24 protein-coding genes and 1 pseudogene are annotated in these 24,047 nt (G+C 53.1%); 19 read left to right on the plus strand and 6 right to left on the minus strand.

Annotated elements, in window-relative coordinates; translation table 11 throughout:
- Positions 1-582: 582 nt before the first annotated feature.
- Positions 583-1,569, minus strand: a complete 987-nt coding sequence (locus B1748_RS24255; protein ID WP_087570529.1) for a metal-dependent hydrolase — start codon at positions 1,567-1,569, stop codon at positions 583-585.
- A gap of 95 nt (positions 1,570-1,664) precedes the next feature.
- Here B1748_RS24255 and B1748_RS24260 point away from each other — a divergent pair, with 95 nt between their 5' ends.
- Complete coding sequence (locus B1748_RS24260) at positions 1,665-1,955, plus strand: hypothetical protein (RefSeq protein ID WP_087570530.1); 291 nt, start codon at positions 1,665-1,667, stop codon at positions 1,953-1,955.
- A 75-nt stretch (positions 1,956-2,030) separates the two neighbouring features.
- Here B1748_RS24260 and gerQ read toward each other — a convergent pair whose 3' ends face one another.
- Positions 2,031-2,579: a spore coat protein GerQ gene (gerQ, locus tag B1748_RS24265; protein WP_108994548.1), complete on the minus strand. Its 549-nt coding sequence runs from the start codon at positions 2,577-2,579 to the stop codon at positions 2,031-2,033.
- Between the two features lie 46 nt (positions 2,580-2,625).
- A pseudogene (locus tag B1748_RS37635) lies at positions 2,626-2,700 on the minus strand (cell wall hydrolase); the annotation flags it as partial.
- Between the two features lie 193 nt (positions 2,701-2,893).
- Between B1748_RS37635 and cyoE the strand changes: the two are divergent.
- Together cyoE and B1748_RS24275 are read left to right on the plus strand one after the other, a co-directional pair.
- The gene (gene cyoE, locus B1748_RS24270) at positions 2,894-3,799 is read left to right on the plus strand and encodes a heme o synthase (RefSeq protein WP_087570589.1); all 906 of its coding nucleotides are present in this window, start codon (positions 2,894-2,896) and stop codon (positions 3,797-3,799) included.
- A 39-nt stretch (positions 3,800-3,838) separates the two neighbouring features.
- On the plus strand, positions 3,839-4,453 hold the full coding sequence (locus B1748_RS24275) for an SCO family protein (protein WP_179215799.1): 615 nt from the start codon (positions 3,839-3,841) through the stop codon (positions 4,451-4,453).
- Between the two features lie 37 nt (positions 4,454-4,490).
- Here B1748_RS24275 and B1748_RS24280 read toward each other — a convergent pair whose 3' ends face one another.
- From B1748_RS24280 to B1748_RS24285, 3 genes are all read right to left on the minus strand, one after another.
- Positions 4,491-4,862, minus strand: a complete 372-nt coding sequence (locus tag B1748_RS24280) for a ribonuclease M5 (RefSeq protein WP_087570532.1) — start codon at positions 4,860-4,862, stop codon at positions 4,491-4,493.
- Between the two features lie 185 nt (positions 4,863-5,047).
- Positions 5,048-5,155: a sporulation protein YjcZ gene (locus B1748_RS37640; protein WP_143810376.1), complete on the minus strand. Its 108-nt coding sequence runs from the start codon at positions 5,153-5,155 to the stop codon at positions 5,048-5,050.
- Between the two features lie 123 nt (positions 5,156-5,278).
- Complete coding sequence (locus B1748_RS24285) at positions 5,279-6,448, minus strand: MFS transporter (protein WP_087570533.1); 1,170 nt, start codon at positions 6,446-6,448, stop codon at positions 5,279-5,281.
- Between the two features lie 156 nt (positions 6,449-6,604).
- Between B1748_RS24285 and B1748_RS24290 the strand changes: the two genes are divergently transcribed.
- The 16 genes from B1748_RS24290 (at position 6,605) to B1748_RS24365 (ending at position 24,022) form a co-directional block, all read left to right on the plus strand.
- Positions 6,605-7,054, plus strand: a complete 450-nt coding sequence (locus tag B1748_RS24290) for a hypothetical protein (protein WP_087570534.1) — start codon at positions 6,605-6,607, stop codon at positions 7,052-7,054.
- Between the two features lie 40 nt (positions 7,055-7,094).
- Positions 7,095-9,200, plus strand: coding sequence for a peptidoglycan D,D-transpeptidase FtsI family protein (locus tag B1748_RS24295; protein ID WP_087570535.1), 2,106 nt, complete (start codon positions 7,095-7,097; stop codon positions 9,198-9,200).
- A gap of 220 nt (positions 9,201-9,420) precedes the next feature.
- Positions 9,421-10,389 (plus strand): metal ABC transporter solute-binding protein, Zn/Mn family, encoded by a 969-nt coding sequence (locus B1748_RS24300; protein ID WP_087570536.1) that lies wholly within the window; start codon positions 9,421-9,423, stop codon positions 10,387-10,389.
- 43 nt (positions 10,390-10,432) lie between these two features.
- Positions 10,433-11,254, plus strand: coding sequence for a metal ABC transporter ATP-binding protein (locus tag B1748_RS24305; RefSeq protein WP_087570537.1), 822 nt, complete (start codon positions 10,433-10,435; stop codon positions 11,252-11,254).
- Positions 11,251-12,201: a metal ABC transporter permease gene (locus tag B1748_RS24310; RefSeq protein WP_087570538.1), complete on the plus strand. Its 951-nt coding sequence runs from the start codon at positions 11,251-11,253 to the stop codon at positions 12,199-12,201. The genes B1748_RS24305 and B1748_RS24310 overlap by 4 nt, the downstream gene beginning before the upstream one ends.
- Complete coding sequence (locus B1748_RS24315) at positions 12,198-13,100, plus strand: metal ABC transporter permease (protein WP_087570539.1); 903 nt, start codon at positions 12,198-12,200, stop codon at positions 13,098-13,100. The genes B1748_RS24310 and B1748_RS24315 overlap by 4 nt, the downstream gene beginning before the upstream one ends.
- A 144-nt stretch (positions 13,101-13,244) precedes the next feature.
- On the plus strand, positions 13,245-14,003 hold the full coding sequence (locus B1748_RS24320; protein ID WP_087570540.1) for a Cof-type HAD-IIB family hydrolase: 759 nt from the start codon (positions 13,245-13,247) through the stop codon (positions 14,001-14,003).
- On the plus strand, positions 14,003-14,485 hold the full coding sequence (locus B1748_RS24325) for a DUF456 domain-containing protein (protein ID WP_087570541.1): 483 nt from the start codon (positions 14,003-14,005) through the stop codon (positions 14,483-14,485). Before B1748_RS24320 ends, B1748_RS24325 begins: the two co-directional genes overlap by 1 nt.
- 37 nt (positions 14,486-14,522) lie before the next feature.
- Positions 14,523-15,260: a ThuA domain-containing protein gene (locus B1748_RS24330; protein WP_087570542.1), complete on the plus strand. Its 738-nt coding sequence runs from the start codon at positions 14,523-14,525 to the stop codon at positions 15,258-15,260.
- Between the two features lie 19 nt (positions 15,261-15,279).
- Positions 15,280-16,953: a putative polysaccharide biosynthesis protein gene (locus B1748_RS24335; RefSeq protein WP_087570543.1), complete on the plus strand. Its 1,674-nt coding sequence runs from the start codon at positions 15,280-15,282 to the stop codon at positions 16,951-16,953.
- A 575-nt stretch (positions 16,954-17,528) separates the two neighbouring features.
- A complete protein-coding gene (locus B1748_RS24340) occupies positions 17,529-19,121 on the plus strand; it encodes a copper amine oxidase N-terminal domain-containing protein (protein WP_087570544.1) in 1,593 nt (530 codons plus the stop codon).
- A 12-nt stretch (positions 19,122-19,133) separates the two neighbouring features.
- A complete protein-coding gene (locus B1748_RS24345) occupies positions 19,134-19,481 on the plus strand; it encodes a thioredoxin family protein (protein ID WP_087570545.1) in 348 nt (115 codons plus the stop codon).
- Between the two features lie 311 nt (positions 19,482-19,792).
- Positions 19,793-20,731 (plus strand): COX15/CtaA family protein, encoded by a 939-nt coding sequence (locus B1748_RS24350; RefSeq protein ID WP_306299341.1) that lies wholly within the window; start codon positions 19,793-19,795, stop codon positions 20,729-20,731.
- Positions 20,728-22,491, plus strand: coding sequence for a UbiD family decarboxylase (locus tag B1748_RS24355; protein ID WP_087570547.1), 1,764 nt, complete (start codon positions 20,728-20,730; stop codon positions 22,489-22,491). The genes B1748_RS24350 and B1748_RS24355 overlap by 4 nt, the downstream gene beginning before the upstream one ends.
- Before the next feature lie 15 nt (positions 22,492-22,506).
- On the plus strand, positions 22,507-23,220 hold the full coding sequence (locus tag B1748_RS24360) for a Cthe_2314 family HEPN domain-containing protein (RefSeq protein ID WP_087570548.1): 714 nt from the start codon (positions 22,507-22,509) through the stop codon (positions 23,218-23,220).
- A gap of 28 nt (positions 23,221-23,248) precedes the next feature.
- Positions 23,249-24,022 (plus strand): SDR family oxidoreductase, encoded by a 774-nt coding sequence (locus tag B1748_RS24365; protein ID WP_087570590.1) that lies wholly within the window; start codon positions 23,249-23,251, stop codon positions 24,020-24,022.
- The last annotated feature ends 25 nt before the right edge of the window (positions 24,023-24,047 follow it).

Below are 24,047 nucleotides of genomic sequence, written 5' to 3' on the forward strand. Positions count from 1 at the left end.
AGATAAAAACGGTTGAAAAATCGAACGGATCTCAGCGGCACTTTTTGCTCTTTGATACATATCTGGCTCGAGTAGCCCCAATGAAACATAAAAATCCATTCGTTCACGTTACTCGCCTGTTCTTGCCCCCGGCTTAGCACAATAAAGCGGATTTTTCTACTATAATGGACCGTTTGCCCCCGACTGAGCACAATAAAGCTGATTTTTCCGCTATAATAATCCGTTTCCGATGACGCTATTTGGTGCAATTCCGCCCTATGCGGTTTTGACGGAAGTAAGGTCGTCTGTGTCCGTTACAATTTGAACAGGCCCCATTTTTGCGAAATAGCGACTGTGGTGTGGATTACGATCAGCCTTTACTTAACTAAGCTGCCGTCCACAATGAATCGACAGCCTCTGTTTGTCCGTTAGATTTTCTAAAACCTAAAAAAACGAAAATAGCGTCATTTATGTCCGATAGCCGGAAGTGACTTGGAAAGCCCCTAAATAAAAGCCCCTTACCATTGTGGGGGAAGGGGCATGCTTAAGTCAATCACCCGTCTTCGCTCTTGCCGAAGACATAAGACGTAAGTCGTTAATACATTAATACGTATCCATGCGCAGCCGCTTCATCAATCGCTCGTCGCTCAGCCAGCCCACATAAGAGCCTACTGTCTCGTATTGCTTGTTCATAAGAAGTACGGCGACGAAAGGATATTGCTTGCGGTGACGGTACCTGACATCGCACCATCGGACTTCATATCCCCAGGAGTGCTCCTTGACATCGGCGCAAGCAAAGCTTGTAAAGTAAAGGAAAGAACGGATGGCCGCATCGTTCTTGGACTTCTCGACTGCAGGATGGCTGGAGCACCGTACCTTGTCGACCCAACTAAGCTTGCTCCCCCTTAAATTGCCGACGTAGAACGTGCCGTCCTCGCTATGCTTGACGATATTCCAGATTGACATCGAGATGGTCGGAATAGCGAAATACGAATCGTTGGGCCGATGGCTTGCATCAAGCGTTCGAAGTCTGCGGACCGTTGCTTTAGCAGCTAACGTCCGCCAGACGTAATAACCGGCAAGGAACAGGTACATGACCGGAAACAGAATAGCGGGATTTACGAGACCCGTTGCCCACAGTAAAATGGCTATCAGGTGGGCAGAAAAAATGAGAGGGTCAAAAATATGGATAATGTTCCAGGAAATCCATTTCTCATTGAATGGACGCATGGCTTGGGTGCCGTATGCATTAAACAAATCGGTGAATACATGAAGAACGACCGACAGCAGTACCCATCCTCCGACGTGCAGCCAAGGCAGGCTCCCTCTGTAGAGCAGCTGAAGAATCAGGATGATCGCTGCCGACCATATCAGAATGGCCGGAATGGAGTGCGAAAGTCCCCGATGGTTGCGAATGTAGCATGCGTTCCCCTTGAGTCTGAGCAGATTGTCGAGATCGGGAGCTTGGGACCCCGCGACCGTGCCGAGCAGCACGGCAGTGTGAACGACTGGACTTGCGGCGACAACGGGATCTACCGCGGCGAGACCGGCCAAGCCGATACCCATTACCAAATGTGTTCCTGTATCCATTGGCGGTATGCCAACCTCCTTCATGATGTGCGATTAAGCATAGTATCGCCCGAAGTGGGACAACTTTATCACAATCGAAAGGAGACTTGCGCCAGATGTTTATTACTTTCGCGGAATATCGGATCAGCCCTGAATTTCAGGAGCAATATGAGGCGGCAACGAAATTATTATTAAAGGAGACGGAGGGCGTCGAGCTGTACGAGGGGACGGATCAGCCGGGCTTGTTCGTCGAAATCTGGAGAGCAGCAGATGTTGCACAGGCGGAGCGAATCAAAAAAGAACGCTGCAGCGAGCGTTCTTCTTGGGCTGTATTGACACCGATGATACTTGGGGGTTCAGCCAAACTTCATGTATGGACGTTCCAGCCTGCTCATTCGCCTTCCTGAGACATCGCGCAACGCCGTCCAGGGGTGACGAACCATGCGAATGACAGTTGGTATAGAGCGCTGGATAGATAAGGGTTATTGTCCGTTCATGCCGGTTGCGTCCGTCAGAGGAGTGCTGGGAGTTACAACAGAACCATGGAACGGGTACTCGTAGTTGATTGGACCGTCGAACGTGACGTAATCCAGGTTAAGCATGAGAAGCAGGTAACGCATACCTGTTGAAGGATCGCTGATAATAATATGATCGCGGCCGGCAGCTTCAATAATGCCTTTAAATATCTTGGCATTCCATTCGGAATTGTTCTCGTAAGTCATGTAGAACGTCGCGAGCTTGCCGCGATTCAAGCGAAGAATGTTTTCGACATAGGATTCTTCCACAGCCGGCAGCGTAACCATGTTGCCGCCGCCCGGCGCAATAAACGATCCGCTGGGAACGGAGCTGGGAGGCATCATGGCGCTGGTTGGCATCATCGTTCCCTGGGACATGCCGTAAGGCGTTTGTTGTATACCACGGTTTACGTATCCGTAACCATATCCGTATGGCTGATAACCATATGGTGCTGACGTCAAGCCGATGCTGGCGTCAGAGGTGCTCACTTGTTGCTTGTATCCGAACGTACTCATTTCTAATCGTCCTCGCTTTCATGCGTGTTCATGCTGATCGGGATTTTTTCTGGATCGCATCGAAGTCTCCCGGGCTCTGGTACACCATATCGGGTATTGACCGGATATTCTTAAAGTCCAGGCAGTTGGGATCGACATCTCCTTTCGTCCTTGGAGTAGGCGTTACACTACATGGTTAATGTATGGAAGGATGGGCGGATTGGTGACAAAATCGGATTTGGGTGGAATTGTCATCCAAGTGTCGAATTCATGAATAAAGATGGCGAACATTGTCACCGCCCATATTTTTCGGTATGATTAGAAACGATGCATTAATGATAGAGAGACGCTGCAGGCGTCTTGTCGTAAAACTCGGGAGGCTAGCTTCTGTGCTTAAGGATTTGATTGCTTTAACGAAACCTCGGCTTCTCCGGTTAAATATGTTCGCTGCGATTGGCGGATTCTGGGTAGCTTCCAAATGGGATCTCGACATCCTGCTCATGTTATGGATGTTGGTCGGCTCGACGCTGACAATGGCTTCGGCGACGGTCGTAAACAATTATTGGGATCGCGAGCTGGATCAAAAGATGGAGCGCACGCGCAATCGTACGTTACCCATGGGCCGAATGTCGCCAACGGCCGTACTTTCTTACGGCATTATACTTGGCATCGCGGGGCTCGCCACTCTATTCGCATTGGATGTATTAACCGGTCTGCTGGGATTGCTGGGCTGGTTTGTATATATTGTCATCTATACAATGTGGCTAAAGCGAAGCTCAACGTGGAGCACATCGATCGGCGGAGTCTCCGGAGCAATGCCCCCCGTTATCGGGTATTGCGCGGTAACAAATGAATTGGATGCAGGGGCGTGGCTTCTGTTCGCCCTGTTGTTCTTGTGGCAGCCGGCTCATTTCTGGTCGCTTGCGATTCGTAGGGTCGAAGAATATCGGGAAGCGGGATTCCCGCTGCTTCCAGTAGTCAAAGGCATCAAGAGGACGAAGCTTCAGATGATTCCTTACGTGCTGCTTCTGCTTCCAACTGTTGTATTGTTATACACGTATGGATACGCCGGCATTTATTTCTTGATTATTTCCGCGGCGCTGAGCGTCGTATGGCTTGTACATACCATCAGCGGACTGATGACAAAGGATACGGAGAAGTGGGCTAAGATCAATTTCTTGATCTCGGTCAATTATTTGATGATCGTCTTTGTGGCGATGATTGCGAATACGGTGAAGTAACTTAAGGACAGGCAAAGCCTCATGGAAGGTGGACTGGAAGTGGCATTTTTACGCAAACATGCGTTCAAGATCGCCGTACTGGCATTATGCGCGGTGATGGGCATCTATTTATTATTTACTTATGTTTGGAAGCCGGAAGCGCCGTTGCCCGTAATAAAGCAAGCTCCGGCTTTCGAGATAAACGATATCGACGGCAATCCCGTATCGCTCGCATCGACGAGCGGGAAAGTGCGGCTCGTGTACTATTACTTCGCGAATTGCCCGGATGTGTGTCCGCCTACGACATTCCTGCTGGCGGAAGCTCAGGAGAAACTTCGTGAGCAAGGCAAACTCGGAACGGATGTCGAGCTCATCTCCATCACGTTCGATCCGGAGAGGGACACGCCGGAAGCCATTCGCAAGTTCGCCGAACGAACCTCGGCCGAGGTGGGCGACGGCTGGCACTTCTTGAGGGGCGATGGAGATGAAACAATCAAGCTGGCCAGCGAGATGAAGATATCGGTTATGAAGGATCCAGGTGGCGAAACGTTCTCGCATATGAACCTCATCGCTCTAATCGACCAAAATGACCAAATCCGTCAACTGATTAAAGGCAGCGACGAGAATCTGACCGCAAATGATATCGTAGACCAGGTCGACAGACTGCTTAAGTAATTGAAGTTGACTGGAATATCAATAAGGAACTTCCATATCAGAATTTGTCCCAGTTCGGGGCGGGATTGGACGCTGGATACAGGATGTATGCGTCTAGTCCCGCCTTTTCCAGTTGTTCGATCAAATATTCCTCGGGCGTATTCTCAACGCCGTAATAGCCGCGCCGAGTATAGATGTGTTCGGCATCGGGGAACAGATCGCTTAAAATGCCGCGTATGCGCCGGCCGGACGAATCGTTGTCCGTAAAGACGAAGATATGTCGGTCGCCGGCATCTTTGCGCAGCTTCTCCAGCTGAGAGGTGCCGGGCGTCCCGTATGTACACAGAATCGGCACGCGCTCATCGAGCACGCGGCGCAGCTTGCTTCTGTCGTTTTTGCCCTCAACCACGATGGCTATGTACGGATCCATAGTTAATCTCCTTTCAAACGAACAATTTGAACACGAAATATCAGCTCCAGTTTACCACATAAGAGTTCGTAATTTATTCTAAGTTGCTGTTTCCTAGATGCCGCTTCAAAGATACAAGGCCGCCCGCGACGCAAATATTATGCGCTGCGGCGGCCTTTTCGCGTGAACACTCCGTTAGATGCGGATTACCAGAATCCGGCACATACGATGATTACGAGCAAGATAAACAAGACTAGAATAGTGCCTACGTTGTTGTTACCGTAGCCCCCGAAACCTCTGCCTGCGCCTGTCATTATGGAGTCACCCCTCTACGCTAGCGTTAACATCGGACGGCTTGTTGAGTGAGCCGGAGCCTCTGGTCGATTGCCGCCTGATACTCCCATCCTATGAGCGTAGGAGACGAATGCCCTGTGCGATTACCCAGTCTTGGAAAAATGGGTGTTCGGCACAATTACGCGAAATCTGTAGAACGGCAGCAGCGCCAGTGCCAGCATGAGTGCTATAAAGGCGATGTAATACGGCGATACCTGATCGCGAAGTTGCCCTGCAAGCATAGGGCCGAGAAAGGCTCCGACTGAGAAGGCGATGGAAAGCACCGAGAAAGTTCTTCCATATTTCGTACCGCCGCTCAATTCGATCAACAGCGTAGACAATGCCGGCAAAATAACGCCCTTTGCCATTCCGACGAACAGCAGCATGACCGCTAACGGAAGCGGCACGTCTGCAGCCATGCCAAAATAAATAAGCGCCAGGCTTAAAGCGCCCCATAACGTTCGTTGAAAGGCGGACAGACGATTAAGAAACAGCATGCTGAGCGTAATAAGCGCTCCAATGCTGACAACGGAGAACAACAGACCGGTCGTCATCATTGCCTCGCGGCTCTTAGCGAGCAGCGGCAGCTCGAAAGAGAGGATGCCCTGAGCGCAGCTAAAGGCAACCGGAAGCAAATAGATGAGCCAAGGAATCGGCAAGGATTGCACGGGTGATGCAGCAGTACCGATAGAATTTGCTTCCGGAGGCGGCACCCTGTTTAGCTTGCCGTTAATCTCCTTAATGAACACGAGCGCGCAGATCGCCGTGCCGATCAGCACCCAACCCAAAATCGTGAAGGCGGTGGAGAACCCGATCTTGGCGACGAGGTATGCTCCCGCTGCGGGCGAGACGACGGAGGCGAGCGTGTGGACAAGTCCGTTGCCTGCCATCAGCTTGCCTTGCTCTGTAATATCATTGGTCAGTCTCGCCAGCAAGGAGAGGCAGGCGGGAGAGAGGAACGCAAGTACAAAGCCGCTGACGGAACGCAGCAATAGCAGCTGCCACGGATCCGTCACGTAGGCCTGGAACAGAAGGATGACGCCGGCTCCAAGCAGGCTGAAGACGATGAACAACCGGCTGCCGTAACGGTCCACGCCGTAGCTGGCTAATACATTGCCCGGCAAATGCGTGATGGAATACATGCCCATCATGAGACCGATAAATGACGGGGCAGCTCCGATCGAGATGGCAAACGGCGTCAGGATTGGATATTGGGCATGCAAGTCGAAGAAAGCGACGAACAGAAACAGATACAGCCACAAAGCGGTTTTCAAAGGCGGCTCCTCCTTGCTATCACTTTAACTACTTGTACGCCCTGCCCGGACAAGATATGTCTCCCGTTTCGGGTAATGCCGTTTACGCCCCCCTCCTCCGTAGGCTATAATATTTGGTAGCGCATATGTGATAGAGATATAATAAGGAGGGTTCCTATGAATTTTTTGGATTTTTCGTCGTATGATACCGAGACATGGACGACTTTTTTTCAAGAAAATTGGCTTGTGCTCGTTATCGCTCTAGTCGTTCTTCTCATTGTCATTCGCGTCGTAAAGACAATGGTGAAGTGGGCGCTGGCCGCCGTCATCATTATCGGGGTCGTGCTGTACAGCGGCTATTCGCTGGATGATGTTAAAGAGATAGGCACGAAAGTGGTGGACACGGTCAAGCAAGAAGCTGTATCGTTGATGATCGGCGAAGCGGAGAATGCGGAGTACAAAACAAACGCGGACGGCACGTTTACGATTAAGACGACGAATGTGGAGCTGACGGGCAAAGCCGGAGATAACGAAGTAAAGGTATCCGTCAAAGGAACGCCTTCCATTACACTTCAAGTGGACGAGACGATTCGAACATTTATCGAGCAAGCGAAACAAAAAGGTTAACATGCAGGCTGGCAGGTCTGCATGAAGGGAGTGGGCATTCATGCAAGACGATCCGCAAAAGCGGGAGATCGACAATCGGCGAAACTTCTCGTTCCGCCTGAACTTCTTTTTTTTCATTACGTTCGCCTTATTCAGTCTGCTGATCGTCAGGCTGGCGGTGCTGCAATTCGTCGAAGGACCGACGCTCAGCGCGGAAGGTCTGCGAAAGAGTACGCGCAATGACGCTATTGCGCCGATCCGCGGCAATATCTACGATTCGACAGGATATCCCATCGCATATTCCACGTCGACCCAATCGCTATATTACAGCATTCAGCCCGGCAAAGGTTTCGATGTCAAAGCAGAGGAAACGGCCAAGCAGCTGGAGGCCATCTTTAAAGAACTCGGCGATCCCGAGAAAGCTATGACGGTCGACGACATTATCTGGCAGATGGACCTCGGCTTCACCAGGAACATCATCTCCACGCCGCGCCGGATCAAGTCTGGCCTGAGCAAGGAAGAAGTCGCCTACTTTATGGAGAACCGAACCACCTTTACGGGCGTCGATATTATGGAGGAGAGCGTCCGCAATTACGATACGAGCTCGATTGCGGTGCAACTGGTCGGATATTTAAAGAAATATAAAGGTGTGCGGGTCAATAACGAGTTCTATACCAAGAAGATGGAAGAGAAGGATCCTCAGCTCAAGTATCTGGAGGAAGAAGAGGTCGGACTCGACGGCTTGGAGTTTATGTACCAGGACGTGCTTCGCGGCAAAAACGGCTTGAAATCGTATCCCGTCAACAACCAGGAGCAGATTATCGGCCCCATGCAAATAACCAATCCCGAGAAGGGCTCCGATCTGTTCCTGACCATCAACAAAAACGTACAGCTTCATACCGAGAAGTCGATTATGTCGCATCTGGAGAAAATCCGGACGTCGCCCAACAAGTACGAACGGGCCCCATACGCCCAAACGGGTTTCGCTGTAGCGATGGAGGTCGATACGGGCAAGGTTGTCGCGATGGCGAGCATGCCCGATTACGACCCCAACATCTGGGCCGGCGGTCGGATAAGCCCGGAGGATTACGAGAACTTCGGCAACGTGCTTCCTAACGGCACCATCCGGACGGTGTATGGTCCTTATGAAACAAAGGCGGAGCGCGACCAGCATCCTTCTTCGATTCTGCCGCCAGGCTCGACGTTGAAGCCGCTATCGGTGCTCATCGGTCTTAATGAAGGTTTGTTCACTCCATCGACAGTGTTCAACGATAACGGATTGTTCACGTACGGCAAGAAGGGATATGAAACGTATATCCGAAATTCCCAGAACAAATCCTACGGCCCTATCGACGGGTCCCGCGCCATCGCCCACTCCTCCAACCCGTTCATGGCGGCCATGGTGGGAGACAAATTATTTAGACGAGGTTCGGTAAACGGGAAGTCCAGCGTAGAGATTTGGGACGACTACATGAAGCAATTCGGCTTGGGCGTTTCGACGGAAAGCGGATTGCCTAACGAAATTCGCGGCGTAATCGAGTATTTCCATGAGGCGGAGGTGGGCAGCCCCCAATCCGCTCTGATTCAAGCTTCGTTTGGGCAGCAGGGGCGTTATACGGCGCTTCAGCTTGTTCAATATACGGCTATGCTTGCGAACCGGGGAAATCGGATGAAGCCGCAATTCGTGAACGAAATCAAGGATTCCGACGGCAATCTGGTTGAGGGGTATACGCCTGTCGTACTTAATTCGATCGATATTCCGGAGGCTTATTGGAAGGAAATCGAGACGGGCATGGAAAAGGTTAGCGTACAAGGTTTCGAAGACTTCGGTCACGAATTCCGGCGGAAGACGGGAACATCCGAGCAGGATGTTTCCAAGCGCCGCGCGGAGAACGCGGTGTTTATCGCGTACGCGCCTGCCGACAATCCGAAGCTGGCGGTAGCCGTCGTTATACCTGACGGGGGCTTTGGCGGCTACGGCGCGGCTCCAATCGCACGCCAAATCTTCGACGCTTATGACGCGGAGTTTGGCCTCGCGGGCACGCCTAACAAGGCTTTGGCTGCGAAGTTGTTCGGCGCGGCTGCCGGCGGCAATGCCGCGACTGGCACGGACGGAGAAGAAACAAATGTCGCGGGCACGGACCAGCCTGCGGGCAACGAACAGTAATATCGGGGATACGAGAGACGGCTGCAAACGGTATAACGATGCCGATTTGCAGCCGTCTTTTCTGTTCTTTATTATCGCGCTGATGTCCCTTTTAAAATAAATGTTGCACTATGGAAACATTTTTGTGTATTATAAAAAAAGAGGCGCTAAATAAAATCTTGTTACTTAGGGAAAGAAGATTGTCCCGGGTAAATAAAACGATAAAAGTGGAGGAATTGGAATGAAGAACACGGGCAAAACAAATTCCGCGATGAGAAGGTTTATAATGACGCTGTTGTTCTTGACGGTGTCGGCTATTGGAATTGCTGCTTGCGGAAGCGAAGGAAACACGACGACGGGCGGAGACGGCAAAATTGTTGTTACCGCAACGACAGGCATGATAGCGGATATTGCGGCTGAAGTAGGCGGCGATCGTGTCTCCGTAACGGGGCTGATGGGTCCGGGAATCGACCCCCATCTGTACAAGGCTTCGCAAGGCGACGTTAAGAAGCTGGATGGAGCCGACATCATCTTTTATAACGGACTCCACCTGGAGGGAAAGATGGGCGAAATTTTCGAGAAGCTGGAAAACAGCAAGCCGGTCGTAGCCGTATCGAAGTACATCGACGAGTCCTTGCTTCATGGCGACTCCAGCGTTGCCGGCGGCGGGACGTATGATCCGCATATTTGGTTTGACGTCAAGCTGTGGATGTCGGCTGTAGAGGTGGTCAGAGATACGTTTAAGGAGAAGGATGCTGCAGGCGCCGATTATTACGAGTCTCAGGCAGCGGCCTATCTCGCGGAGCTGGAAGAGCTTGACGCATACGCGCATCAGCAGATTGCACAAATTCCGGAGAAAAGCCGTATACTGGTAACCGCCCATGACGCTTTCGGCTACTTCGGTGAAGCATACGGATTGCAGGTGAAGGGACTGCAAGGCATGAACACGATGTCGGAATACGGCTCCAAGGATGTAAGCAAGCTGCGGGATTTCCTGGTGGAGAACGAAATCAATGCTGTATTTATCGAATCCAGCGTCTCCTCCAAGTCGATCGAATCCGTGATCGAAGGCGCGAAGGAGCTGGGACACGAGGTGAAGATCGGCGGCCAGCTGTATTCTGACGCCATGGGTGATCCCGGCACCGTGGAAGGTACTTATATCGGAATGGTTAGACATAACGTAGATACGATTGTCAGCGCATTGAAGTAGCTTGAAGGCGAGGCGCTGGCGACAGACGAAAGGAACGAGTGAGATGAGCATATCTAATGCGATTCCAGGAGCATCCGCAGCGGCGACGCAGGGCGCCTCGCCGCTTGCGATAAACGGGCTGAGCGTAGCCTATCAGAAGAAGCCGGTGCTGCGGGGCGTCACCTTCGAGGTGAACGAAGGCGAGTTGATCGGCGTTATCGGACCCAACGGCGCGGGCAAATCGACCATGATCAAGGCGGCCCTGGGGCTCATTCCTGCGATCGGTGGAGAAGTGCTTGTATATGGCAAAAGCCTGAAGAGCCAGCGCAAGCTGATCGGTTACGTGCCGCAGCGCGAATCGGTCGATTGGGATTTCCCTACCAATGCCCTGGATGTCGTTTTAATGGGCACATATGGCAGGTTGGGATGGTATCGCCGCCCCGGCGCGAAGGAGAAGGCGTTCGCGCTCGATTGCCTGAGCAAGGTCGGCATGGCTGATTTCGCCGATCGCCAGATCAGCCAGCTGTCCGGCGGTCAGCAGCAGCGTGTCTTCCTGGCCCGGGCGCTGGTGCAGGACGCCAAGCTTTACTTTATGGATGAACCGTTCGCAGGAGTCGACGCAGCGACGGAGAAGGCGATTATTACCTTGTTGCAGGAATTGAAGCGGCAAGGCAAGACGGTTATTGTGGTCCATCACGACTTGGCGACCGTGAAACAATATTTTGACTCCGTGCTGTTGCTCAACGTGGAGCTGCAAGCATTCGGACCGACCGAAACGACATTTACGCAGGAACAGCTCCAGCACACTTACGGAGGGCGACTCTCGTTCCTCGATCCCGGATCGCTTGCCGTCTCTGGCGCAGGCGGCGGGGGTGGGCGGCCATGAGCAATTTCTTTACGATGCTGGCCGATCCCAACATGCGTTGGATCTTCTTCGGCTGCATGCTGCTTGGATTAAGCTCTGGCGTGATCGGCAGCTTCACGTATTTGCGGAAACAAAGTCTGGTCGGCGATACGCTTGCCCATGCGGCGCTTCCAGGCATCTGCATCGCCTTCATGCTGACCGGCGTCAAGTCTATCGGCATCTTCCTGATCGGTGCAACCCTCGCCGGCATCGTGGCGACGTTTGGCATCGGCTACATTACCCGTCACTCCCGGTTGAAGCAGGATGCCGCTCTCGGTATCGTCCTTAGTTCGTTTTTCGGTCTGGGAATCGTGCTGCTGACCTTTATCCAGCATGGCGATTATGGCAATCAGGCCGGCCTCGACAAGTTTTTATTCGGCCAGGCGGCAGCCATGGTCGGCTCCGACGTCATGACGATGTCGGTTATGTCCGCCTTTCTCGTGACGATATGCGTGCTATTGTTTAAGCAATTCAAGCTTATCTCGTTCGATCCCGGCTTCGCGAAGGGACTCGGGTATAACGTTGGTCTGCTGGAGCAGCTTCTAATGCTGCTGGTCGTGGTGGCGGTCGTGGCCGGCGTTCAGGCTGTAGGAGTCGTATTGATAGCCGCGCTGTTGATAACGCCAGCCGTATCCGCTCGTTACTGGACGAACCGGCTGGGCACGATGATCATTCTGTCTGGCGCTTTCGGCGCCCTGAGCGGCGCGCTTGGTACCTGGATCAGCTCCTCCGTGTCGAACCTCCCGACCGGCCCCGTCACGGTGCTTGCTGCGACAACGGTGTTCGTCCTGTCCGTGCTGCTCGGGCCGGAGCGGGGACTTCTTGCGAAACGCATCTTACAGGCGAGAGTAAAGCGAAGTTTCCTGAAGGAGAATGAAGTTCTTCATACGGCGTCCGGGGACCGAATGAAAGGGGAGACGGCAGGATGAGCGACTTCTGGATTTTGCTAACGGGCAGCCTTGTAGCGGCGTGCTGCGGCATCGTCGGCGTATTCCTCGTACTCCGCAAGATGGCGATGATCGGCGATGCCATCAGCCATTCGGTTATGCCCGGCATCGTAATCGCGTTTCTGATCAGCGGTACGCGAGATTCGCTGGTCATGATGTTCGCGGCGCTGCTGTTCGGATTGCTGACGACGTTCCTGATCGGACTGTTCCAGCGCAGCGGCATTCAATCCGACGCTTCCATCGGCGTCGTATTCACGGCACTGTTCGCCATCGGCGTTATACTGGTCAGCTTGTTCGCCAGACAGGTGCACCTCGATCAGGATGCTATTTTGTATGGCGAAATTGCGTTCGTTCATTGGAATCTATGGGAGGTTGGCGGCGTCAGCATGGGACCGAAAGCCGTATGGCTGCTGGGAGTTACGCTGATCGCGATCGCCGCCGTTATCGGTTTGTTCTACAAGCAGTTCAAGCTGTGCGCATTCGATCCGGCGCTGGCCGCGGCCATCGGCATTCCGGTTGCTCTGTTCCACTACATGCTGATGGGGCTCGTCTCCATGGCAACGGTAAGCTCCTTCGAGAGCGTCGGCGCCATCCTCGTCGTGGGCATGCTCATCATCCCGGCTTCCACCTCATACCTGCTGACGGATCGATTGGGCATGATGATCGCGCTTAGCATAGCGGTTGGCGTTGCCAGCACGTTCGCAGGTTATGGCGCATCCATTATTCTGGACGCCTCCATTGCGGGTTGCATCGTATGCACGGCGGGACTATTATTTGTGGCGGCTTTCCTGTTGTCACCATCTCACGGCTTGATCAGCCGAAGACTTCGACAGCGCAAGCTGGCGGCCGAGACGACGGCCAGCGGGGCGAGAGCGGTCTAAATACGGGACCCATCATAATTTGCAGAGATGTTTCATCCTTGTTTTTGAGCAAGGGCGGAACATCTCTTTTTATCTTCCCCAGCATTTGGTTTCTCCCCGATTTGTGATAAAATAGGCAGGTGTGCGAATGAAGGAGTTGACATCATGACGAATTATAAATTGCTTGCGCTGGATATGGACGGAACGCTGCTTAATGAGCTTTCCGAGATTAGCGCGGAGAACGCGAAATGGATTGGCAGGGCGCTTGATGCCGGCGTCACCGTCAGCTTTTCGACGGGTCGGGGCTTCGAGAGCGCGCTGCCTTTTGCCGAGCAGCTAGGCCTGACTACGCCGATGATAACGGTCAACGGAGGCGAGGTGTGGTCGCGTCCGCATGTGCTGCATAAACGCACGGAGCTAAGCTCCATCTACGTGCAGCGGCTGCATGAGCTGGCGTTTCAGTATCCCGAGGTATGGTACTGGGCGTATACGACCCAGCGGATCTACAACAAGGAGCGCTGGTTCGGGCAAGACGAAAAGTACGAGGATTTCCACTGGCTCAAGTTTGGCTATTACACCGAGGACGACCGGGCAAGGGAAGCCATATTGGCAGAAACGAGCACATGGGGAGCTTTCGAGATTACCAACTCTTCTCCCCATAATATCGAGCTTAATCCACTGGGCGTATCCAAGGCCAGCGCCCTGCGAGAATTATGCGCTCTGCTCGGCATCGAGATGAGCCAGGTTATCGCTGCGGGAGACAGTCTAAACGATATCGCGGCCATTCGCGAAGCCGGATTAGGCGTGGCGATGGGCAACGCACAGCAGGTCGTGAAGGAGGCGGCGGATGCCGTTACGCTGACGAACGATGAGAACGGAGTCGCCGAAATAATCAAGAAGTACATATTCGGAGGCGAATCGTAATGGATATTCTAGGCTGGTCGCTAATCGTTCTGCTCTTTGTCGTTGGCATGGCGGGGGCAATCTACCCCGTGCTTCCGGGAGTCCTTGCGATCTATGCGGCTTTCTTCGTCTACGGCTGGTTCTTCTCGTTCGGAGACTTCGATTGGATCTTCTGGACGATCCAGACGCTGATTGTCGTGGTCTTGTTCGTTGCGGATTACGCGGTCTCGGCATGGGGAGTCAAACGGTTTGGAGGGACGAGGGCGTCCGTCATCGGCAGTACGATCGGCATTATCGCAGGTCCGTTCGTCATCCCGGCGTTCGGCCTTATCATCGGGCCGTTCGCGGGAGCGGTCATCGGCGAGCTGATCGCGGGCAAAAACGTCGAACAGTCGCTCAAAGCAGGCTGGGGAGCGCTTGTAGGTTTATTCACAAGCGTCGTAGTGAAGGTCATCCTGCAAGCGATAATGATCATCCTGTTCATCCTTTGGCTAGTATTCTAAAAGGTAGTTCACCCCCACAGAGAAGGCGGTTAGAGACATGGTTAAAGTTACGGTATGGAATGAATTCCTGCACGAGAAGATTCATGATGAAGTGAAGACGGTGTACCCGGACGGCATTCATGAGGCACTGGCGAAGGGGCTTGCTGCGTCGGACATCGAGCTCGCGACTGCGACGCTGGAAGAGCCGGAGCATGGCCTGACGGAAGAACGTCTGAACAATACGGACGTGTTGATCTGGTGGGGCCATATGGGCCACGACAAGGTCGAAGACGCCATCGTCGACCGCGTTCAGCAGCGCGTATTGGAAGGCATGGGGCTGATCGTTCTTCATTCGGGACACTTCTCCAAAATATTCAAGAAGCTGATGGGTACCGGCTGCGATCTGAAGTGGCGCGAAGCGAACGAGAAGGAACGGATCTGGGTCGTAAATCCGGCGCATCCCATCGCCGCAGGTTTGCCGGAGTACATAACGCTGGACCATGAAGAGATGTACGGCGAGCACTTCGATATTCCCGCTCCGGACGAGTTGATCTTCGTAAGCTGGTTCGAGGGCGGCGAGGTATTCCGGAGCGGCTGCACGTTCAGCAGGGGTCAAGGCAAAATTTTTTACTTCCGCCCTGGTCACGAGACATTCCCGACCTATTACAATCCGCAAATTCTGCAAGTCATACAGAATGGCATCCGTTGGGCGGCTCCTTCGCGCGCTGCCGCGCCAGTACGAGGCAATCATCAGCCGCTAGAACCAATCGGCGGCAAGACGCCTAACCAGGGTTAAGGAGAATGGAACGAAAAGCATGGTAAAAAAAGACACATTAATTAAAGGCACGATTATCCTTGCGGCGGCCGCGCTGACAGCTCGATTCCTGGGGCTGTTCCAGAAAATACCTTTGGCCTACATGTTAGACCACAAAGGCATGGTTGCCTTCAATGCCGCCAATTCCATCTACCTCGTGCTCCTGCTTGTTGCTACTGCAGGCTTCCCGAGCGCCATCAGCAAAATGGTATCGGAGCGATATGCGCTCGGCAAGGAAGGCGAGGCCAGAAGAATCTATCATGCCGCGCTTGTGTTCGGAGCCGTATCCGGGCTTATTCTTGCCGTGGCGCTGTTTGCGCTTGCCCCCGTTTTCGCGGTGGTCTCGAAAGAAGAATACACCATGCTTTCCGTACGCGCTATCGCTCCCGCATTGTTAGTGTTTCCCGTTATCGCGATGATGAGGGGCTACTTCCAAGGCAGGCAATTCATGACGGCAGGCGGGACTTCGCAGATCGTGGAACAATTGCTTCGCGTCGGTCTCGGCATCGGTCTCGGACTCATCGTATTGGCGCTCGACTGGGGCGACAATTGGGTGGCCGCTACGGTTACGTTCGGCAGCGTGTTCGGAGCAATCGGCGCCTTTGCGGTTATGTTGCGATTCGCCCGGAAGCTGAAGGTGCAAGATGCATCGACGACGCCTCGATTCAATGGCGAGGCAGCCGCTGCGCTCATGCGCTCCAGAAGTGTTTCGAGCGTATCCTCCGATCTTCGCTTCCGATCGATATACGCTGAAATTTTCAAGATGTCTTTGCCCGCCTTGGTAACTTCCACAGCGATCAATCTGATTTTTGCATTCGACCAGACGTTATTCCTTAGACTGACGGGGGAGTTCTATTCGGCCGAGGCAGGAATCGAAGCGTTAGCCGACTTCGGAGCCAAGGCAATATCGCTTGCGGGCATTCCGCCTATCTTGGCAATCGCACTCGGTTCTTCGCTTATTCCCGTCATTGCCGCTGCCTACAAGCTTAAAAATATGGGCGAAGTGCAGAGGCAGGCATCCGTCGTTATGCGGGTTGTATGTTTCACGGGCGTACCGCTCGCGCTTTTGTTCACGGTAGCGGCATACTCCATCATCGGTGTGCTCTTTCCGCTGCCGGAAGACGGATCCGGTCCTACGGGCAGCGGCGCGGTAGCCGCGCTTGCGGCAGGAACAATTCTGCAGATTACGATGATGACAACGAACTCCATTCTTTACGGGATGGGCAAGCAACGAATCTCCATGCGGCATACGCTGATCGGATTAGTATTGAAGGTAGTCGTCAGCGTTGCGCTCGCGCCGTTCCTCGGCGTATATGGTCTCATCATCGGCTCTACGGTCTGCTTCGTCGTGACGACGATGATGAATCTGCGCTTTATTAACGGAATAGTCAAGTTGAAAGTACTCGGCAAACGCTGGATGCCGTACCTCGTCTCCATCGCTGTCGCCGCGCTTGGCGGGTGGGGAGCGGAGACGGGAATGCTGTCCTTAACCGACAGCTGGATTCCGAAGCTGTCCTACTTCTTCGCGGCCGCTGCCGCTTCCATTGCCGTAGTGGCGCTGTATGGCGCGATGCTGGTCCTTCTTAAGGTTGTGACAGCGGAAGATGCTGCTTCGTTGCCGGCTCGACTGCGTAAACCTTTCCTGAAAGTACTTCGAATCGTTTCTCGCGCTTAATCAGGAAAGTATATGTTGGCGATATTCCCTTTCCAATCATTTACAAGCATTTGCCAACTCTAGTACAATAGTATTAATTTTCTTGATGTTTGTCCGATTTTTAACCTCGAATAAACCTATCGGACAGGAGATTCACAATCGAAGAATAGCGCCATTTATGAGGCTGTCGATTCATTGTGGACGGCGCAGTTAAGCAAAGGTTGATCGTAACGGACACCACAGTCGCTATTTCGCAAAAATGGGGCCTGTTCAAATTGTAACGGACACAGACGACCTTACTTCCGTCAAAACCGCATAGAATGGGCGGAAATGCACCAAATAGCGTCATCTAAGTCCGTTGGATTTTCAATACCGCGAAAATGCTGCAAATGGAGGCTCTGAGGTCCGTTAGCGAAAGCAGAACGTTTCAGCTCCGTTACTCACAATGAATCGACAGTTTCTTTATGTCCGTTAGGCAGTGAGCGACTGGACGTTATTGGGTTTTTGGATCACCTTCGGGTGATTTGTTCTAGAATAATCATGGGAGAATAAGAGTTTTATAGGGATGTCATTATGGGGTTAAGGGGAGAAGCGGGATGAAAAACAAGCTGCTTAAGAGGGCGGCCGTTGCCGCTCTTGCTCTGGCGGTCATGATCGTGACGGGCTGCCAGGCGATCGCGGGGCTGGATTTGAATGCGGTGCTGAAAAATGCGGTTAAGGTGACCTCCGGCGAAAGCAAATCGTCGTTGGAGCTTCAACTCAGGCTGAATGAAGAAGCGCTTGCGGAATACGACGAGGACGAAGCTGACTTATATCGTTTATTATCTCATGTGAAGCTGACTATTGACCATGCCGCTATTGAGGATGAATCCAATATGTCGGTAGAAGGCAAAGTAACCTTAAGCGATTTGAACATTCCATTTAAGCTGCGCCTGTCGGAGACGGCAATGGTGCTGGAGCTCGAGGGCGTGACGACGCCAATCGTATTCGATCTGACTGACGAAGCAATCGGTTCGATGTTTGACATCGAAACTGATTCGGGGAATGGGATCTCCGCGGAGCAAGAGGGAACGTTGACTGAGGTCGGTCGTCAGATCATGGATTTTGTTAGCGGGTATGCCATCGATAACTTGCCGAATCCAAGCAACCTGACCGCGGCGCCAGTTGTAGAAACGGTTGGCGGCAGCCCTGTCTCGATGATGAAGCTGCAATTCACGATGGACGGACCGAGCATCTGGGAATGGGCCAAAACCTACGTGAATGCGTTGATCGATGATCGCGAAGGTCTGACTAACGCTGTCAGCAGCATTCTGAAGCTGCTTGAGGAGAATCCGGTCTTCTGGGAAGCTCTGGGGGAAATTAATCCGTTCGAAGGCGATGTTCTGGATGCGCCAACCTCCGACGAGATGGCGGAGGAAGCGGTCGAAGAGATCATCAAGCTGCTGGAATCCGCCCGCGAAGAGATGGAATGGACGGAGTCCGAGGACGAGGAGTTCCTGAACGAATTATTAAACGAGTCGCTCGTATTGAAAGCCGATGTGTATGTAGATGCAAAGCTCGACATTCGCAAGCAGGCGTGGGAATTAAACTACGAGCTGGGCGAAGCGTTAAATGATGAATATTACGAATCCGTTGTAACGGGCTTTACAGTCAAGTCATCATCCGAGCAATGGAATGTGAACGGAACCGTAACGGCAGCTGACCCTGTTGTGACGGACGATTCACTGTCCATTCTGGATATGGAGCTGATGGAAGGTTATGAAGCTTTGCAATACGTAGATGAAGATTCCGACCTGTATGAGCTGCTCAAGAACAGATTGCATATTACGCGTCAAACCTATCATGCATTCGCCGATGATTACTACAATCCGCCGATTATTATGCCAGGTTACGTCACGGTTGTGGCGGTCAGAGATGTAGCGGAAGCCTTCGGTGCAACGGTCTCCTACAATTCGCTCACTCGCCAGGTATCCATATACGACGAGCTGACAGACACCCGCATCATTATGCAGATTGGCAGCGATAAGGTGAAGGTAAACGGCGTGGACGAAGTATGGCCTTACCCCGTCATGACGATCGACAGCGTTACGTACGTGCCGGCCCGCAAGCTTGCGGAGGCTCTGGGCGCGGATATCGAGTGGAATACGGTGTATGAAGATTGGAAGGAATTAACGATTACACGCGAGTAGGGAGGAAACGACATGCAGAAACTAACGACGGACTCCGAATTCCGCGAAGCCGTCTCGGGCAAGGAGCTGACCATTGCCGTATTCAAGACGACATGGTGCAAGGATTGCCATTTCATCGACCCCTTCATGCCGGAGCTGATTGCTTCTTATGAAGGCCGCGCGCGGTTCGTGGAGATTGACCGCGATGATCTGCCCGATCTGTGCTCGGAGCTGAATATACTCGGCATCCCCAGCTTTATCGCCTTTCATTCGGGACAAGAGCTGATACGGTTCGTCAGCAAGCTTCGCAAGTCCCGCGACGAAATACAGCAGTTCGTGGACAGGGCCATCGAGGTCAGCGCGGCGGTAAATCGCGATTAACGATAGGTGAAACGCGCTTCAAGGAAGTCCGTTCGGAACTTGCCATGAGCTTCATGGTTATCCGATGCGGACTTTCCTTGCGAATAGCGTGATATGTCGCGCTCAGCATAGCAGCTTTAGCGGTGATTAAAATAAGGCTCTTCAAGCTTGTGTCAATCCCGTGACTGTCCTTGCTGGAAGCGGCAAGTTCACATTTTCAACATGGCTTTTGCCCGTGCCAATGGCTATAATTGAACTGATCTATACGGAGTAAGTTCAAACTCCTTTCTACGAACTACATCTATACGGACTTTTATGGAAACAGGTGATGAATGATGGTAACCGGCCGTTTTCGCGCGTTTGCGATTGCATCGTGCATCGGAATGCTTCTTGTACTGTTAGCCGGAGCTTTAGTAACGAATACCGACTCTGGCCGCGGCTGCGGCGATGATTGGCCGCTGTGTCACGGCAAATTCATCCCCGCCTATACGCTTGAGACCGCTATCGAATTATCCCACAGAGTCGTAAGCGCCTTGGAAGGCATCCTCGTGCTCGGAGTGACCATTGCCGTGTATCGCAAATACCGCAGCAACCGCGAGGTTTACAAGGAGCCGATGTTCTATGCAAACGGAGCGCTTCTATTTACCATTATTCAAGCGCTGATGGGCGCGGCAGCCGTAAAATGGTACCAATCGCCTCCGGTCATGGCCATTCACTTCGGCATTTCGATCATCGCTTTCGCCGCTACCATGCTGCTCGTCATTTGGACCTATCGAGCGAACCGGCCCGTGCGGGAGAAACCTCTGCGCGTTCCCGGAACGGTGTACAAGTGGGCGCTGGCGACGTCGGTTTTCTGTTATGTTATTATTTATTTGGGCGCTTATATCCGTCATACGGAATCAGCCGGCGGCTGCGTGGGCTGGCCGTTGTGCAACGGGGAAGTGATCCCCGAGTTGTCTGGCGCGACTGGTATCGTCTTTATCCACAGAGTAGGAGCTATCCTTTTCGGCTTAATGGTAGCCGGATTGTACCTGTACATTCGCAAAACGACTGGAGAGGACTCGTCCCTGTCAAAAACCGCAGGCTGGGTAACGCTGCTGCTCGTAGCTCAAATCATGAGCGGCGCATGGCTGACCGCGACAGTCGGCAATGATAACTGGTTTATCTTCACGAGTCTTGTTCATAACTTGATTATCGTAGCATTATTCGGACTATTAATGGATATTCTCATTCGTTCCTGGCGGCTGAGGGAAGGACGTGGACAAGCATGACTTTCGCGAACTTGCGCGAATTTATAGAAGTATTGAAACGCGACGGAGATCTGGCTATTATCGAGGCGCCGGTGGATCCTTATCTGGAGCTTGCAGAGATTCATCGCAGAGTAATCGAGCAAGAAGGCAAGGCGCTGCTCTTCACGAACGTGAAGGGCAGTCCTTTCCCTGTCGTCACTAATCTGTTCGGCACGGATCGCCGCGTCGATCTTGCTTTCGGTCCCAAGCCGGAGGCGTTGATGAAGACCATTATCGGGGCGACGGAACGGATTATGCCTCCGACGCCGAAGGCGATCTGGGGAGAGCGCGGACTTATCTGGGATATGATGAAAGTCGGCATGAAAACGGTGCCGAACAGCAACGCTCCTATCCTTGGCGAATTAAAGAAGTCGAAGCCGCTTGCCGGTCTGCCGGCTATAACAAGCTGGCAAGAGGATGGCGGTCCGTTCGTCACGCTGCCGCTTGTGTACACGGAAAGTCTCAAATCGCGCAAAAAACATAATCTTGGCATGTACCGGATGCAAATTTTCGACGATTCCACGACGGGGATGCACTGGCAAATACATAAAGGCGGCGGCTTCCATTATTACGAAGCGGAGCAGCGCGGCGAAGCGCTGCCCGTATCCGTGTTCCTGGGCGGCCCCCCGGCATTGATCGCATCGGCTATCGCGCCGCTGCCAGAGCATCTTCCCGAGCTCCTGATGGCGTCGCTTATACTGGGAGAGAAGCTGCCGGTCGTTAACGATCCGCAAGGCGGCCATCGAATGCCTGCCGAAGCGGAGTTTGTCATCAGCGGCAAGGTGCCTCCGCATCTTCGCAGACCCGAAGGACCGTTCGGCGACCACTTCGGCTATTATTCGCTAGTCCATGATTTCCCTGTATTCCAGGTGAGCCATATGTGGCATCGTAAGGATGCCATCTATCCGGCCACTATCGTAGGCAAACCGCGGCAAGAGGATTATTATCTGGGCGAATTCCTGCAGCGCTTGCTGGCTCCGGCATTCCCGATGGTCATGCCGGGCGTCAGAGAGCTGTGGGCTTACGCGGAGGCAGGCGTACATGCGCTTGCTGCCGCCGTTGTGCGGGAGTCGTATTCCCGCGAAGCGTTGTCCACAGCGTTTAGCATCCTGGGTCAAGGACAGCTTACGCTTACGAAGTTCCTGATGCTGACGGATCAACCAATCGATCTGTCCCGGTTCGACGTCCTTATGGAGACGGTCCTGGAGCGCTTCCGGCCGGGGAGCGATTTGTTCGTCTTCGACGAAACGTCGCATGATACGCTCGACTACACAAGCGGCAAACTTAATCACGGCAGCAAGGCCGTCATGCTTGGCGTCGGTGAACCGATCCGCAAGCTGCCTTCGCAATATACGGAAGGCGCTATTGAAGAAATTACGAACGCGAAACCATATTGCAAGGGATGTCTGGTTGTCTCCGGGGCATCGTACGAACGCGAGCCTGCACTGGCAGAACGTCTGCTGGAGCGTCTGTCGGCACGAGGAACTGAATGGCCGCTTATTATATTGGCCGACGATGCCGATATCGCAGATGGACAAACATCCTTCCTGTGGACCGTATTCACAAGATTTAATCCTGCGGACGATATATATGCCAAAGCGGAAATCAAGCGGCACCACTTCGGATATCAACTGCCGATCGTTATCGACGCCAGGATGAAGCCGGGTTACCCTGACGAATTATTCCCGCGCGAAGACATCGTGAAGCTGGTGGACAGCCGCTGGAGCGAATACAAGCTGTAAGGAGGCGCGAGCGACATGCTTCGATTTATGTTCGGCGAGACGGAGAGAGAGCCGGCAGGAGGCTTGCGGGAGACGTACGAGCTGCTGGAGGAGTTCGCCTCTCTTGCTTCTTCGCGCATTAAGTCGGGAGCTGGTAATGGCGAGAGGCTGCGCAAGCTGGAGATATGGGCGAGAGGGCTGCGATCCTCGCTTGCGGAGCTGGAACAGAGCCAATACGCGGCCAGCGTACTCAAGAATAGGATAAGCTCCGATTCGGTCAAGGAAATGTCGCCCGAGGAACGGTTGAATTACGATCGATATGTCTATTTCGACAAAAATGCTTTCATTCGCGTCTTCTCGCTTCTGGACAAGCTGGGCACGCTGCTCAATGAATTGCTTGAGATGAAGACGGAACGCATCAAGCCGCATTTCTCCTACTTCACCGTTCTACGGCATATGAGGGAACGCAACGCGCACCCGAAGCTGACCTGGAAGCTGAACGAGGTTAAAGAACAAACCAAAGATGCGACTAATCGGCTGCGCAAGCGGCGCAATACGGAAATTCATTATATGAATTCGGAGATGCACGACGATCTCATCCAAAGTCAACGCATGTATGGCGAGGAGATCAAGCTGGAGAATCTCGGTCAGCAAGGCGATGATCTGGCCGTATGTTTGCATATGGTCATCGAATCGTTAAGGCTGACCTTCCGCTATGGCAATTCGCTGCTCAAGAGCAAGAGCTTATAATCCCGGGAGAGGGTGAATATGCGTGGAGCTGAAAGGCAAAACGGCGCTCGTGACCGGCAGCGCCAAAGGTTTGGGGAAACGAACGGCGCTTGAGCTTGCCGGGCAAGGCTGCGATGTCATCATCAATTATTTGGAATCCGAACAGGAAGCTCTGGAAGTGAAACGATTGATCGAGCGGATGGGGCGTCGAGCCATTACCGTACAGGCGGATATCGCTACGATCGAAGGCGCGAACAAGCTGGCGGACGAAGCGGAGGCTTGGGCGGGGGGCGTCGATATTCTCGTCAACAACGCGGGCCCGTTCGTACGCAAGCGCAGGCTCTTTAGCGATTACGACGAAGAGACGATCATTCGATTGCTGCACGGCAACCTGTTGAGCGTCATGCTGCTGGATCATCGTCTCCTTCCTCATATGCGGAAGCAGAGATGGGGACGTATCGTACACTTCGGTTTCGGCCATGCCAACGAAGCGCGGGCATGGCCGCATCGCGCGGTATACGCGGCGGCGAAGACCGGTCTGGTATCGTTTACGAAGTCGCTGGCGGTGGAGGAAGCTCCGTTCGGCATTACCGTAAACTTGATTGGTCCCGGCGATATTCGCGGCGTCAACAAGGAGCGTTCCATCGAAGAAGCGGAGACCGAACATGATCCGGAATCGCCGCTGGGACGGCCAGGCACGGGCGAAGATGTCGCGCGCGTCATTCTGTTCCTCTGCGAGCGCAAGTCGAGCTTCCTGACGGGCAATGTCATTGACGTCACGGGGGGATTCGATCCGATCCGGGCGAATATAAAGGATCTGTGAATTCTTGTTAGTAACGAAAAAAGAG

This window comes from Paenibacillus sp. MY03 (assembly GCF_002165585.1).
Taxonomy (GTDB): domain Bacteria; phylum Bacillota; class Bacilli; order Paenibacillales; family Paenibacillaceae; genus Pristimantibacillus; species Pristimantibacillus agaridevorans.